This is a genomic window from Amycolatopsis sp. NPDC104819 (assembly GCF_055583145.1).
Map to the genome: position 1 here is coordinate 666,121 of NZ_JBVJON010000001.1, position 12,796 is coordinate 678,916.

Annotated in this window: 14 protein-coding genes; 10 read left to right on the plus strand and 4 right to left on the minus strand. The window is 70.4% G+C overall.

The window, feature by feature from the left end; translation table 11 throughout:
- Positions 1–23: 23 nt before the first annotated feature.
- The 8 genes from ACZ63E_RS03365 to ACZ63E_RS03400 all read left to right on the plus strand — a co-directional run bounded on the left by ACZ63E_RS03365 (position 24) and on the right by ACZ63E_RS03400 (position 7,152).
- Complete coding sequence (locus ACZ63E_RS03365; RefSeq protein ID WP_465333942.1) at positions 24–1,025, plus strand: ABC transporter permease; 1,002 nt, start codon at positions 24–26, stop codon at positions 1,023–1,025.
- Complete coding sequence (locus ACZ63E_RS03370) at positions 1,022–1,945, plus strand: ABC transporter permease (protein WP_465333944.1); 924 nt, start codon at positions 1,022–1,024, stop codon at positions 1,943–1,945. The genes ACZ63E_RS03365 and ACZ63E_RS03370 overlap by 4 nt, the downstream gene beginning before the upstream one ends.
- Positions 1,946–1,951: 6 nt before the next feature.
- On the plus strand, positions 1,952–2,947 hold the full coding sequence (locus tag ACZ63E_RS03375) for an ABC transporter ATP-binding protein (protein ID WP_465333946.1): 996 nt from the start codon (positions 1,952–1,954) through the stop codon (positions 2,945–2,947).
- Entirely contained in the window at positions 2,944–4,056 is a 1,113-nt protein-coding gene (locus tag ACZ63E_RS03380) for an ABC transporter ATP-binding protein (RefSeq protein WP_465333947.1), read from the plus strand. Before ACZ63E_RS03375 ends, ACZ63E_RS03380 begins: the two co-directional genes overlap by 4 nt.
- A gap of 83 nt (positions 4,057–4,139) precedes the next feature.
- The gene (locus tag ACZ63E_RS03385) at positions 4,140–4,499 is read left to right on the plus strand and encodes a YciI family protein (RefSeq protein WP_465333949.1); all 360 of its coding nucleotides are present in this window, start codon (positions 4,140–4,142) and stop codon (positions 4,497–4,499) included.
- Positions 4,496–5,677: an RNA polymerase sigma factor gene (locus ACZ63E_RS03390; RefSeq protein WP_465333950.1), complete on the plus strand. Its 1,182-nt coding sequence runs from the start codon at positions 4,496–4,498 to the stop codon at positions 5,675–5,677. Before ACZ63E_RS03385 ends, ACZ63E_RS03390 begins: the two co-directional genes overlap by 4 nt.
- Positions 5,678–5,758: 81 nt before the next feature.
- The gene (locus tag ACZ63E_RS03395) at positions 5,759–6,400 is read left to right on the plus strand and encodes an SDR family oxidoreductase (RefSeq protein WP_465333951.1); all 642 of its coding nucleotides are present in this window, start codon (positions 5,759–5,761) and stop codon (positions 6,398–6,400) included.
- 104 nt (positions 6,401–6,504) lie between these two features.
- Complete coding sequence (locus tag ACZ63E_RS03400) at positions 6,505–7,152, plus strand: DedA family protein (RefSeq protein ID WP_465313116.1); 648 nt, start codon at positions 6,505–6,507, stop codon at positions 7,150–7,152.
- Here ACZ63E_RS03400 and ACZ63E_RS03405 read toward each other — a convergent pair.
- Positions 7,149–8,057, minus strand: coding sequence for an EamA family transporter (locus ACZ63E_RS03405; protein ID WP_465333953.1), 909 nt, complete (start codon positions 8,055–8,057; stop codon positions 7,149–7,151). The genes ACZ63E_RS03400 and ACZ63E_RS03405 overlap by 4 nt on opposite strands.
- A gap of 86 nt (positions 8,058–8,143) precedes the next feature.
- Between ACZ63E_RS03405 and ACZ63E_RS03410 the strand changes: the two genes are divergently transcribed.
- On the plus strand, positions 8,144–9,052 hold the full coding sequence (locus ACZ63E_RS03410; protein WP_465333955.1) for a LysR family transcriptional regulator: 909 nt from the start codon (positions 8,144–8,146) through the stop codon (positions 9,050–9,052).
- Between the two features lie 32 nt (positions 9,053–9,084).
- Here the strand turns inward: ACZ63E_RS03410 and ACZ63E_RS03415 are convergent, their stop codons facing one another.
- Positions 9,085–9,690: a TetR/AcrR family transcriptional regulator gene (locus ACZ63E_RS03415; RefSeq protein WP_465333957.1), complete on the minus strand. Its 606-nt coding sequence runs from the start codon at positions 9,688–9,690 to the stop codon at positions 9,085–9,087.
- Positions 9,691–9,749: 59 nt separating this feature from the next.
- Between ACZ63E_RS03415 and ACZ63E_RS03420 the strand changes: the two genes are divergently transcribed.
- Positions 9,750–10,352, plus strand: a complete 603-nt coding sequence (locus ACZ63E_RS03420; RefSeq protein WP_465333958.1) for a peroxiredoxin-like family protein — start codon at positions 9,750–9,752, stop codon at positions 10,350–10,352.
- Here ACZ63E_RS03420 and ACZ63E_RS03425 read toward each other — a convergent pair.
- Together ACZ63E_RS03425 and leuA are read right to left on the minus strand one after the other, a co-directional pair.
- Positions 10,339–10,890: a DedA family protein gene (locus ACZ63E_RS03425; RefSeq protein WP_465333960.1), complete on the minus strand. Its 552-nt coding sequence runs from the start codon at positions 10,888–10,890 to the stop codon at positions 10,339–10,341. The genes ACZ63E_RS03420 and ACZ63E_RS03425 overlap by 14 nt on opposite strands.
- 80 nt (positions 10,891–10,970) lie before the next feature.
- Positions 10,971–12,731: a 2-isopropylmalate synthase gene (leuA, locus tag ACZ63E_RS03430; protein ID WP_465333962.1), complete on the minus strand. Its 1,761-nt coding sequence runs from the start codon at positions 12,729–12,731 to the stop codon at positions 10,971–10,973.
- Positions 12,732–12,796 lie beyond the last annotated feature (65 nt).

Genomic DNA, 12,796 nt, shown 5'->3' on the forward strand with positions numbered 1-12,796 from the left:
GGGCTGGCAACAAAGGACTGCAAGTGCTCCGTTTCCTCGTGCGTCGGCTGCTACAAGCGATCCCGACGCTCCTCATCCTGTCCATCCTGGTCTTCGCCTGGCTCCGGTCCCTGCCCGGTGGCCCCGCCGCCGCCCTCCTCGGGGACAAAGCGACGCCGGAGAAGATCGCCGACCTGAACCACGTGCTGGGCCTCGACCAGCCGATCTTCATCCAGTACTTCGGGTTCCTCGGCCGCGCGCTCACCGGCAACTTCGGCAGCTCCCTGGTGTCGACCCAGCCCGTCATGAGCGAGATCGTCACCTTCCTGCCGGCAACCATCGAACTCGGTCTTTCCGCGATGATCATCGCGATCGTCGTCGGCATCCCGGCCGGCTACCTGTCCGCGCGGTACCGCGGCGGGCCGGTTGACAACGGTGTCATCGTGCTCAGCCTGATCGGCGTCGCGGTGCCGGTGTTCTTCCTCGGCTACATGATGCAGGACATCCTGGCCGCGCCGCTGGGGCTGCCGTCCCAGGGGCGGCAGTCGGCCGGGCTCGACGCCACCGCGATCACCAACTTCGCCATCCTCGACGGCATCATGACGAGCGAGTGGGACGCCGTCTGGGACGCGGTCAAGCACCTGATCCTGCCGGCGTTCGCCCTCGCCACCATCCCGCTCGCGGTGATCACCCGGATCACCCGCGCGTCGGTGCTGGACGTCCTCAACGAAGACTTCATCCGCACGGCCAACTCCAAGGGCCTCACCCAGCAGGTCGTGCGCACCCGGCACGTCCTGCGCAACGGCCTGCTGCCGGTGGTCACGACCATCGGCCTGCAGACCGGCGCGCTGCTCGGCGGCGCGGTGCTGACCGAGCGGGTGTTCAACATCCGCGGCCTCGGGTTCCTGCTGGCCGAAGGCATCGAACGGCGTGACTACCCACGGCTGCAGGCGCTCCTGCTGTTCGGGGCCGTGGTCTACGTCCTGGTGAACATGCTGGTCGACATCTCGTACGGGATCATCGACCCGAGGGTGCGTGTGCGATGAACACTTTGCTCAACAAGAAGAAGGAACCGATCGACAAGCTCGCCGCGGCGAGCGGCCGCAGCCTCGGCGGGGAAGCGCTCCGCCGCATGCTGCGCAGCCCGGTCGCGATCACCGGCGGGGTCATCACCGGCCTGTTCCTCATCGTCGCGATCTTCGCGCCCCTGCTGGAGCCGAAGGACCCGGACGTCCACTACCTCGGCGACCAGATCCGGCCGAACTTCATCCCGGGCGCGCAGTCCGGGTTCCCGCTCGGCGTGGACGACTTCGGCCGCGACTTCCTGTCGCGGCTGATCGCCGGCGCCCAGCAGACGCTGATCGTCGGTGTGCTCGCCACGCTCGTCGGGGTGCTGATCGGCGTGATCATCGGCGGTCTGGCGGGCGCGTTCGGCGGCTGGGTCGACACCGTCCTCATGCGACTCGTCGACGTCATGCTGTCGTTCCCGTCGCTGCTGCTGGCCATCTCGATCGCGGCGCTGTTCGCGAAGCCGAGCCAGTGGACGGTCATCCTGGCCGTGTCGATGATCGGCGTGCCGATCTTCGCCCGGCTGCTGCGCGGTTCCATGCTGTCCCAGCGGGACGCCGACCACGTGCTGGCGGCGCGGTCGCTCGGCGTCAAGCGTGGGGCGATCGTGTTCCGGCACATGCTGCCGAACTCGCTCGGCCCGGTCATCGTGCAGGCGACGCTGACCCTGGCGACGTCGATCCTCGAGGCCGCGGCGCTGTCGTTCCTCGGTCTGGGCGACCCGGACCCGTCGCGGGCGGAATGGGGACTGATGCTGGGCAAGGCCTCGCACCAGTTCCTCGACGTCCGCCCGGAGCTGGCGTACTACCCGGCGATCGCGATCATCATCGTGGCGCTCGGGTTCACGCTGCTCGGCGAGTCCCTCCGTGAAGCCCTCGACCCGAAGAACAGGCGGTGAAAACCCATGGCACTCCTTGAAGTCCGTGACCTGACGGTCAACTTCGTCCGCCGTGGCGAGCGGCCGTTCACCGCGGTGGACGGCGTCAGCTTCGACGTCGAACCGGGCCAGACGGTCGGCCTGGTCGGCGAGTCCGGCTGCGGCAAGTCCGTGACGTCGCTGGCGATCATGCGGCTGCTGGCCCGGCGCGGCAACAAGGTCAGCGGTTCGGTGCGCTTCGAAGGCACCGACCTGCTCAAGCTGTCCGACAAGGACATGCGCGACCGCCGCGGCCGCGACCTCGGCATGGTGTTCCAGGACCCGCTGTCCTCGCTGAACCCGGTCATCCCGATCGGGCTGCAGATCACCGAGGTGCTGGAGCGCCACCGCGGGATGTCGCGCAAGGCGGCGTCCGTCGAAGCGACGGAGCTGCTGGACAAGGTCGGCATCCCCGACCCGTCGCGGCGGCTTTCCGAGTACCCGCACCAGCTTTCCGGCGGGATGCGGCAGCGTGCGCTGATCGCGATCGCGCTGGCGTGCCGGCCGCGGCTGCTCATCGCCGACGAGCCGACCACCGCCCTGGACGTCACCATCCAGGCGCAGATCCTGGCGCTGCTGCGGGAACTGGTGCAGGACACCGGAACCGCGCTGATCATGATCACGCACGACCTCGGCGTCGTCGCCGGGCTCTGCGACGAGGTCAACGTGCTCTACGGCGGCAAGATCGTCGAGCGGGCGCAGCGGCACCAGCTGTTCGGCGAGCCGCGGCACCCGTACACCCACGGCCTGCTGGCTTCGATCCCGCGGCTCGACGCGGGCCGCGGCGAGAAGCTGATCCCCATCCGCGGTTCGGTGTCCGACAACATCCCGTGGGAGGGCGGTTGCGCGTTCGCGCCCCGCTGCCCGAACGCGCTGCCGGTCTGCCGTGAGGTTTCGCCGCAGCTGGTGCCCGACCAGGGTGGGCTGCTGCGCTGTCACAACCCCGTGCGGCCCGCGGTCGCCGCGGGAGGAGGAACCCGATGACCCGTCCCGGTGGTGACGTGCTGCTCGAGGTCACCGACCTCAAGGTGCACTTCCCGATCAAGAGCGGCGTGGTGTTCGACCGGACGGTCGGGCACGTGTTCGCGGTCGACGGTGTCGACCTGGCCATCCGCCGCGGCGAGACGTACGGCCTGGTGGGCGAGTCCGGCTGTGGCAAGTCCACGCTGGGCCGGGCGATCCTGCGGCTCAACGAGCCGACGGCCGGTTCGGTGGTCTTCGACGGCACCGACGTCGCGCAGCTCAAGGGTGAGGAGCTGCGGAAGGCCCGGCGCCGGATGCAGATGATCTTCCAGGACCCGATGTCCAGCCTGGACCCACGGCAGTCGGTCGAGTCGATCCTGGTCGAGGGCATGCACGCGCACGGCCTCGACAAGGACAAGGAAGCCACCCAGCGGCGGCTGCGGCAGCTGCTGCACGCGGTCGGCCTCCCCGAGTCGTCGCTGCGGAAGTACCCGCACGAGTTCTCGGGCGGGCAGCGCCAGCGCATCGGCATCGCGCGGGCGCTGGCGGTGGAGCCGGACCTGATCGTCGCGGACGAACCGGTGTCGGCGCTCGACGTGTCGGTGCAGGCCCAGGTGGTCAACCTGCTGGAGGACCTGCAGGGCCAGCTCGGCCTGACGTACGTGGTGATCGCGCACGACCTCGCGGTGGTGCGCCACATCTCCGACCGCATCGGCGTGATGTACCTCGGCGCGCTGGTGGAGGAGACGGACGCGGACTCGCTCTACCGCGACCCGCTGCACCCGTACACGCGGGCGCTGCTGTCGGCGATCCCGGTGCCGGACCCGCAGGTCGAGGACACGCGTGAGCAGATCCTGCTCGCGGGCGACCTGCCGTCGCCGGCGAACCCGCCGTCGGGCTGCCGTTTCCACACGCGCTGCCCGTGGAAGCAGGCGAGCCTGTGCGACACGGACCGCCCCCAGCTGCGTGAGATCGGCGGCGGTCACCGGGTGGCGTGCCACTACGCGGAGGACATCCGCGACGGGCGCATCCAGCCGCACGAGGTCAAGCCGGAGCTGATCGAGCTCACCGGGGCGCTCAACCCCGACCTGGGCCCGCCGGACATCGGCACCTCGGCCGAGATCCTCTGACCGGAGCTTTCACGTGAAAGCGATCCGGAGGTGCTCCCTCCAGGTCGCTTTCACGTGAAAGCGACGCTCCTCGGGAGGCGATCGTGAAATACGTGGTCCTGATCTACGGCAACCCCGAGTCCCGCGCGGCGTGGGCCGGGATGACCGACGAGCAGCGGGCCGCCGGGCTCGCCTACTACCAGCAGCTCAACGACGACCTCGACGCGTCCGGGGAGCGGATCGTCTCCGAGCGCCTCGCCTTCCCCGAGCTCACCAAGCGCGTCGGCGTGCCGATGGTCACCGATGGACCCTTCGCCGAGGTCAAGGAGTTCCTCGCCGGGTTCTACCTGCTCGACTGCGAAAGCGAGGAACGCGCGCTCGAGATCGCCGGGCGGGTTCCGGAGGCGGCGTTCGGGGTGGTGGAGGTGCGGCCGGTGATGGGCCTGCACGGGACGGACCTGTGAACGGTCTCCTCCGCGAGCTCGCACCCCAGGTCCTCGCCGCGCTGGTCCGGCGCTACGGCGGCTTCGACGCCTGCGAAGACGCCGTCCAGGAAGCGCTGCTGGCCGCGTCGCAGCAGTGGCCGTCCGATGGCTTGCCCGACAACCCCAAGGCCTGGCTGATCACCGCCGCGTCCCGGCGGCGGATCGAGCAGTGGCGCAGTGAGACCGCGCGGCAACGGCGTGAGCAGGCCATCGCGCTGGCCGAGCCGCCGGATCCCGAGCCGGTCGCCGGCGTCGACGACACGCTGACCCTGCTGCTGCTCTGCTGTCATCCGTCGCTGTCGCGGCCGTCGCAGGTCGCGCTGACCCTGCGGGCGGTCGGCGGCCTGACCACCGCGGAGATCGCGCGGGCCTTCCTGGTCCCGGAGGCCACGATCGGCCAGCGGATCAGCCGTGCGAAACGCTCGTTGCGCGGAGAACGCTTTTCGTCGGACGAGCAGCCCGAACGGCTGGCTTCGGTGCTTCAGGTGCTGTACCTGATCTTCACGGAAGGCCACACGGCCAGCTCGGGCTCGGCGCTGAACCGCGTCGAGCTGACCACCGAGGCGATCCGCCTGGTCCGGCAGCTGCGGTCGGAGCTCCCGTCGTCCGGCGAAGTCACGGGGCTGCTCGCGCTGATGCTGCTGACGGAGGCCCGCCGGCCGGCCCGCCTTTCCCCGGCCGGCGCCTTGGTGCCGTTGGCCGAGCAGGACCGGTCGCTGTGGACAACGGACCTCGTCGACGAGGGCGTCTCGCTGATCACGGGGGCGCTGGCTTCGGCGCCGGTGGGGCCGTACCAGCTGCAGGCGGCCATCGCCGCGGTGCACGACGAGGCCGCGTCCGCGAGCGAGACGGACTGGCCGCAGATCCTCACGTTGTACGACCTGCTGCGCGTGGTCGCTCCCGGCCCGATGGTGACGCTGAACCGCGTGGTGGCCTTTGCCCAGGTCAACGGACCGGCGGCGGGCCTGGCCGAGCTGGCCCGAGCCGTCGAAGACCCGGCGTTGCAGCCGCACTATCGGGTGGATGTGGTGCGGGGGCACCTCCTCGAACTGTCCGGAGACGCCGCCGGCGCGCGGGACGCCTATGGCGCCGCCGCCCAGCGGACTTTGAGCCTGCCGGAGCAGGCGTACCTTCAGTCCCGCGCGGCCCGGCTCTGACCGGGTTGTCCACATGGGGGTCACTCCTGTGGACAACTCCGCCCCTGGGCAAACCGCCGGCACCTGCGGGAGGATCAGCCCATGCAGGTCACCGTGCTGGGCGCGACGGGCCGGACCGGGTTCCACGTGGTCCGCTTGCTCGCCGCGAGAGGCCACACCGTCCGCGCCGGCCTTCGCGGCCGGAAGCGGGCCGAGGTGCTGCGAGACGTCAAGGCGCAGCCGGTCGTCGCCGACGTCACGGCCGATCCCGAAGACCTCGTCGAGGCCTTCAAGAACTCCGACGTCGTCATCAACACCATCGGCGCGCCCGATCCAGAGCCGGCGTCCGTCAACCTCGTCGACCGGGACGGGGCCATCACGGCCATCCGGGCCGCCGAGAAGGCGGGGGTCGCCCGGTACATCCAGCTGTCCGCCCAGTTCGCCGACTCGCCCGACCAGGGTGACCGGCTCGTGCGGTCGATCCTGCTGGCCAAGCAGATCTCCGACAGCGCCCTCCAGCGGTCCGCGCTGACCTGGACGATCGTGCGGCCCGGCACGCTCACCGACGGCCCCGCCACCGGGCGGGTCAAGGCCGCCGGCCACCTCGAGCCGGGGCGGATCGCCCGCTCCGACGTCGCCGCCGTGCTGGTCGGCGTGCTCGCCGAGCCGCTGACCGAAAACCGTGGTTTCGACGTCGTTTCCGGGGATTTCCCGGTTGCGCCGGCCCTCGCCGCGCTCGACTGACGCTACTTAAGTCGTAGTCACCGCAATACCTGAGTAGGCCGCCCCGGCGCGGCCGCCCCCGGTACCCTGCGGAAAGCAGATTCTCCAAGTAGGGGGTACGGGCAGTGCACATCGACCAATGGCTGGAGGCGATCCCGCCGCTCTCGGTGTACCTGATCGTCGGCGCGGTGATCATGATCGAGAGCCTCGGCATCCCGCTCCCGGGGGAGATCGTGCTGGTCAGCGCGGCTCTGCTGGCGTCGCAGCACAGCAACCTGAGCCCGCTGTGGATCGGGATCCTGGCCAGCGCCGGCGCCATCATCGGCGACAGCATCGGCTACCTGATCGGGAAAACCGGTGGCCAGCGGCTCTTCGCCTGGGCGGGCCGGAAATTCCCGAAGCATTTCGGCCCGACGCACATCGCCAACGCCGAACGCATCTTCAACAAACGCGGCATGTGGGCCGTGTTCCTCGGCCGTTTCATCGCGTTCCTGCGCATCCTGGCCGGGCCGCTCGCCGGGTCGCTGCGCATGCACTACCCGAAGTTCCTGGTGGCCAACGCGCTCGGCGGCATCGTCTGGGCGGGCGGCACCACCGCGCTCGTCTTCTACCTCGGGGTGGTCGCGGAGAAGTGGCTCGGCAACTTCTCCAAGTACGGCCTGGTCGCCGCGATCGTGATCGGCGTGGTCGTCTTCTTCGTCATGAAGAAGCGGCTCGGCAAGAAGCACGAAAGCGAAGAAGAGGCCTCGAAGCAGGAAGAGACCGCGGCCTAGACCGGCACTTCCTCGGGCAGCAGCTCCGGGTCGGGCTTGCGTGAGCGCCGGATCGACCCGAGCAGCACCCCGGCGATCACCACGGCGGCGGCGCCGATCTCCAGGCCGGTCGGCCGCTCGCCGAGCAGCAGGAACGACGCCGTCAGCCCGACCACCGGCACGAGCAGCGAGAACGGCGAGACGACACCGGCCGGGTTGCGCCGCATCAGCGTGGTCCACAGGCCCGAGCCGACCACGGTGCCGATCAGCACGACGTACGCGAGCCCGCCGAGCGCGGTCAGCCCGGTCGGCGTGCCCAGCGTCGTCAGCGACCGCCACTGCGCGGCCGGCCCTTCCATGACCAGCGACAGCGCGAACATCGGCAGCGGCGGCACGACCGACATCCACAGCGTGAAGTGCAGCGGGTTGTCCGGCTCGGCCTTGCGGGTGCTGAGGTTGCCGAACGCCCAGCTCAGCGCGGCCAGCAGCGTCAGGACCATCGGCAGCAGGGCGGCGTGCCCGGACTGCTGCCACGCGATCGCGGCCATCCCGGCGACGGCCAGCGCGATGCCGGCCAGTTGGTGCGGCGTGACGCGTTCGCGCAGGAAGACGGCGCCGAGCAGCACCGTGAACGGCGCCGAGGCCTGCAGCACCAGCGACGCGAGCCCGGTCGGCATCCCGGTGTCCATCGCGATGAACAGGAACGCGAACTGCCCGGTGCCGAAGCCCAGGCCGTAGCCGAGCAGGTGCCGCACCTTCACCTTCGGCCACGGCACGAACAGGATCGTCGGCACGGCGATCACGGCGAACCGCAGCGCGCCCGCGAACACCGGCGGGAACTGGCCGAGCGTGGCGTGGATGGCCAGGAAGTTCAGGCCCCAGAGGACGGCGACGAGCACGGCGAGCAGGCGGTCACGGGTGGGCATGTCTCCACTGTGACAACGGCGATCGTGAAGGACCAGCGAGAATATCTGCAGGGACTCTGTAGCCGTGCTTCACATATGCTGGGGCCGTGGATCTGGGTCGCCTGCGCACGCTGCGGGAGTTCGCCGACCGCGGCAGCGTGACGGCGGCCGCGCGGGCGCTGCACTGCACGCCGTCCGCCGTCTCGCAGCAGCTGCGCGCGTTGCAGGGCGAGGTCGGGCTGCCGCTCACCGAACCGGCCGGGCGCGGGCTGCGGCTGACCGACGCCGGGCGTGCGCTGGTCGCCCGCGCCGACGAGGTGCTGGCCGCGCTCGAGCGGGCCGAGTCCGAACTGGACACCTACCGCAGCGCGCCGCGCGGCCGGGTGCGGCTCGCGATCTTCCAGTCGGCCGGGCTGATGCTGCTGCCGGGCCTGCTGACCCGCATCGCCGGGTACGACGGCCTCGACGTCGACGTCCGGGACGTCGACATGACACCGCCGGAGGTGCCGGGCCTGGTCGCGGACTACGACGTCGTCGTGGCGCACCGCGACGAGCACGCGCCGGAGTTCGACTCCGGCCGCCTCGACGTCGTGCCGCTGCTGCGGGAGCCGCTGGACGTCGCACTGCCGGCGGGGCACCGGCTGGCGAGCCGCCGCCGGGTCGACCTCGCGGAGCTCGCGGACGAACGCTGGATCGGCGTCGACCACGGCTTCCCGGTGGACGACGTGCTGCGCTCGCTGACCGTCCGGACCGGCGTGCGGCCGGTCGTCGTCCAGCGGATCAACGACTTCCGGATCACCGAGCGGCTGGTCGCCGCCGGGCACGGGATCGCGCTGGTGCCGCGCTACACGATCGACACGCGCCGGGGCAGCGGCCTGGTGAGCCGCCCACTGGCCGGGATCCGCGCGGCGCGGCTGGTGGAAGCGGTCTGCCGCACGGGCGCGCTGCAGCGGCCGGCCGTCGCGAAGGTGATCGACGAACTGCGCGCGGAGATCGCCCAGCTCACCGGCTCGTGAGTGTTTAGGGCGGTTAGAACCGCCCTAAACACTCACGAGCGGAAGCCGCGCAGATAGGTGAGTGCGATGCTCAGCGCGTCCTCCAGTGCCGTGAGGTCGTGCCGGATGTGGGCCAGCAGCAGTCCACCTTGGACGGACGTCATCGCCGCCTGGGCGAGCCGCGCCGGGTCGGCGTCGGGCGCCAGCTCGCCCTGCTCCTGCAGCTTCACCAGCCCCCGCGCCAGGTGGGACTCCCACTCGCGGTAAGCCCGGTCGACCAGCGGCGCGAGCTTCGGGTTGTCGCCGACCTCACCGGCGAGGTTGCCCAGCGGGCACGCGACCGGGCTGCCCGCGCGGCGGTGGATGTCGAGGAGCTGCTCGGTCCACGTCTCGAGGTCCGCCCAGGAGGCCAGCTCGAAGATCGCCGGCTGGTTGCCGAGGATCTCCTCGAGGTAGCGGTCGATCACGGCCGCGACCAGCTCGTCCTTGTTCTTGAAGTAGTGGTACATCTGCGATTTCCCGGCCCCGCTCGCGGCGAGCACCTTGTCGACGCTCGTGCCCGCGACGCCGTCGACGTACATCAGCTTCGCCGCCGCTTCGACGATCGTCTCGCGAGTCCGCTTGCCGCGTGGGGTCGTGGCCGCCGCTTGCGTCTCCATGTACCGAATAGTACAGTCTGCTCCACTGTACCAATCAGTACAACGAGCTAGGGGGATCCATGACGCTCAACAACGCCCTGACCGGGGTCAACGACCACCTCCGCGGCGCGCTGCCGCCGGAGATCTTCGAGGTCCTCGAAGCGGACCGGCGCCGGGCCGGCGGGAAGTTCGCCGAGGCAGGCGACAAGATCGAGGAGTTCACGCTGCCGGGCGCCGACGGCGCGGACGTGAGCCTGGGCGACCTTGTCGCGGACGGGCCGGCGGTGCTGGTCTTCTACCGCGGCCAGTGGTGCCCGTACTGCAACCTGACCCTGCGCACCTACCAGCAGGAACTCCTGCCCGAGCTGGCGAAGTCCGGCGCGACCCTGGCCGCGGTCAGCCCGCAGAAGCCGGACGGCCCGCTCCCGGACCTGACGTTCCCGGTGCTGTCGGACGCCGGCAGCACCGTCGCCCGCGGACTCGGGCTGAGCTATCCCGTCTCCGCCCCGGTGCGGGATGCGATGGTGACCCTCGGCACGGATCTCGAGCAGGTCAACGGCACGTGGGAACTGGTCCACCCGGCGGTCGTCGTGGTCGACCGCGACCGCGTGCTGCGCTTTGTCGACGTCCACCCGGACTTCGTCACGCGAACCGAGCCTGCGGACATCGTCAAAGCGCTCTAGCGCCGCGCTTCACGCCGAAGGTGATCACCGAACCCAGGACCAGGGCGACGCCGAGGGAGAGCAGCATGCTGATCCCGGGTTCGGTGATGATCTGGCCGCCCGCGTAGCCGAGGAAGGCCACGTAGGACGTCCAGAGCGTGACGCCGACGGCCGAAGCGGTGAAGAACTCCGCCATTGGCCAGCGGAGCGAACCGGCGAGGAGGGCGCCGATCGTCCCGCCCGACGGCAGCCAGCGGGCGGCGACCAGCACCGGCCGGGGGTGGCGCTGCAGCCGCCCGTCGAGCCAGCCGATGCCGGCGGCGATCTTCCGCCGCCGGCTCAGCCGGTCCAGCGCCGCCCGGCCGCCGAACCGGCCGAGGGCGTAGAGCGTCTGGTCGGAAACCAGGCACCCGGCACTCGACACGGCGATCACCAGCGCGAGCGACGCCCCGCCCTGTGCCGCCGCGACACCCATCCCGAGGAGCGTCACCTCGGTGGGCAGCAGGGGCACCAGCGAGACGACGAACAGCACCAGGAGTCCCGCCGTAGTCGCGTCCACACCTCCATTAACCGCCTGCCGGGGCCGCGATGCTCCCGATCACCGGGGACTCACAGGAACCCGACAGGCGGCCCACAGGTTCAGCGATGGGCGCGGTTCACGGCCGAGACGACGGCGCGCAGCGACGCCGTGACGATCGACGGGTCGATGCCGATGCCCCAGAACACGCGGTCCGAGATCGCGCACTCGATGTACGACGCGGCGCGCGCGTCGTCACCCGGCGAGAGCGTGTGCTCGGAGTAGTCCAGGAGGCGCAGGTCGAAGCCGACGGTGCTCAGCGCGTCGAAGAACGCCGCGATCGGGCCGTTGCCGCGGCCGGTGACCTCGTGCTCGTCACCCTCCACGCGCACGGTCGCGGAGATGTCGTACTCGCCGTCACCGTTGTCGCGGACGTGCTGGCGGACCAGCTCCAGCGGCGTCTTCAGCTCCAGGTACTCGGCCGAGAAGGCGTTGTACATCGTGGCCGGGTCGACCTCGCCGCCCTCGGTGTCGGTGTAGCGCTGGATGACCTTCGAGAACTCGATCTGCAGGCGCCGCGGCAGGTCGAGCTGGTGCTCGGCCTTCATGATGTAGGCGACGCCGCCCTTGCCGGACTGCGAGTTCACCCGGATCACGGCCTCGTAGGTGCGGCCGACGTCCTTCGGGTCGATCGGCAGGTACGGGACCTGCCACGGGTACTCGTCCAGCGGCACGCCCTGCTTGTCGGCGGCGTCCTTCAGCGCGTCCAGGCCCTTGTTGATCGCGTCCTGGTGGCTGCCGGAGAAGGCGGTGAAGACCAGGTCGCCGCCCCACGGCGAGCGCTCGGGCACCGGCAGCTGGTTGCAGTACTCGACGGTCCGCTTGATCTCGTCCATGTCGGAGAAGTCGATCTGCGGGTCGATGCCCTGGCTGTAGAGGTTCATGCCCAGCGCGACCAGGTCGACGTTGCCGGTGCGCTCGCCGTTGCCGAACAGGCAGCCCTCGATCCGGTCCGCGCCGGCCTGGAAGCCCAGCTCGGCGGCGGCGATGCCGGTGCCGCGGTCGTTGTGCGGGTGCAGCGACAGGATCACCGAGTCGCGGCGTTCCAGGTTCCGCGACATCCACTCGATCGAGTCGGCGTAGACGTTCGGCGTCGCCATCTCGACGGTCGCCGGCAGGTTCAGGATCACCGGCTTCTCCGGTGTCGGCTGCCAGATTTCGGTGACGGCGTTGCAGACCTCGAGCGCGTACGACAGCTCGGTGCCGGTGTAGGACTCCGGCGAGTACTGGAAGCGGAAGTCGGTGTCCGGCTGCTTCGCGGCCAGCTCGACGACCATTTCCGCGGCCTGCGTCGCGATCTTCTTGATGCCCTCGCGCTCCTCGCGGAAGACGACGCGGCGCTGCAGGATCGACGTCGAGTTGTAGATGTGGACGATCGCGCGCGGCGCGCCTTCGAGCGACTGGAAGGTGCGCTCGATCAGCTCCGGACGGCACTGGGTCAGCACCTGGATGCTGACGTCGTCGGGGATGGCGCCCTCGTCGATGATCTCGCGGACGAAGTCGAAGTCGGTCTGGCTCGCGGCCGGGAAACCGACCTCGATCTCCTTGTACCCCATGCGTACCAGCAGGTCGAAGAACTTGCGCTTGCGCGCGGGCGACATCGGGTCGATCAGCGCCTGGTTGCCGTCCCGCAGGTCGACGGCGCACCACAGCGGCGCGCGCTCGATGCGCTTGGCGGGCCAGGTGCGGTCGGGCAGGTCGATGTTCTCGACGAGGTCGTACCAGGGGCGGTAGCGGTGCACCGGCATGGACGTGCCCAGCTGGGTGTTCCAAGCGGGCTGGTCAGCGGGGGCGGGACGCGAAGGCTTGCGGATCTTGCTCATGCGAATTCGGGGTTCTCCAGCTAGACGGGTGCGACCGGCACCACGAAGCCCCGCGACGGGGAGCC

Excerpts from the sequence above, each read along its gene's own strand:
- ACZ63E_RS03370 (WP_465333944.1), top strand. The coding sequence starts at position 1,022 with ATGAACACTTTGCTCAACAAGAAGAAGGAACCGATCGACAAGCTCGCC.
- ACZ63E_RS03375 (WP_465333946.1), top strand. The coding sequence starts at position 1,952 with ATGGCACTCCTTGAAGTCCGTGACCTGACGGTCAACTTCGTCCGCCGT.
- ACZ63E_RS03380 (WP_465333947.1), top strand. The coding sequence starts at position 2,944 with ATGACCCGTCCCGGTGGTGACGTGCTGCTCGAGGTCACCGACCTCAAG.
- ACZ63E_RS03395 (WP_465333951.1), top strand. The coding sequence starts at position 5,759 with ATGCAGGTCACCGTGCTGGGCGCGACGGGCCGGACCGGGTTCCACGTG.
- ACZ63E_RS03405 (WP_465333953.1), bottom strand. The coding sequence starts at position 8,057 with ATGCCCACCCGTGACCGCCTGCTCGCCGTGCTCGTCGCCGTCCTCTGG.
- ACZ63E_RS03415 (WP_465333957.1), bottom strand. The coding sequence starts at position 9,690 with ATGGAGACGCAAGCGGCGGCCACGACCCCACGCGGCAAGCGGACTCGC.
- ACZ63E_RS03420 (WP_465333958.1), top strand. The coding sequence starts at position 9,750 with ATGACGCTCAACAACGCCCTGACCGGGGTCAACGACCACCTCCGCGGC.
- leuA (WP_465333962.1), bottom strand. The coding sequence starts at position 12,731 with ATGAGCAAGATCCGCAAGCCTTCGCGTCCCGCCCCCGCTGACCAGCCC.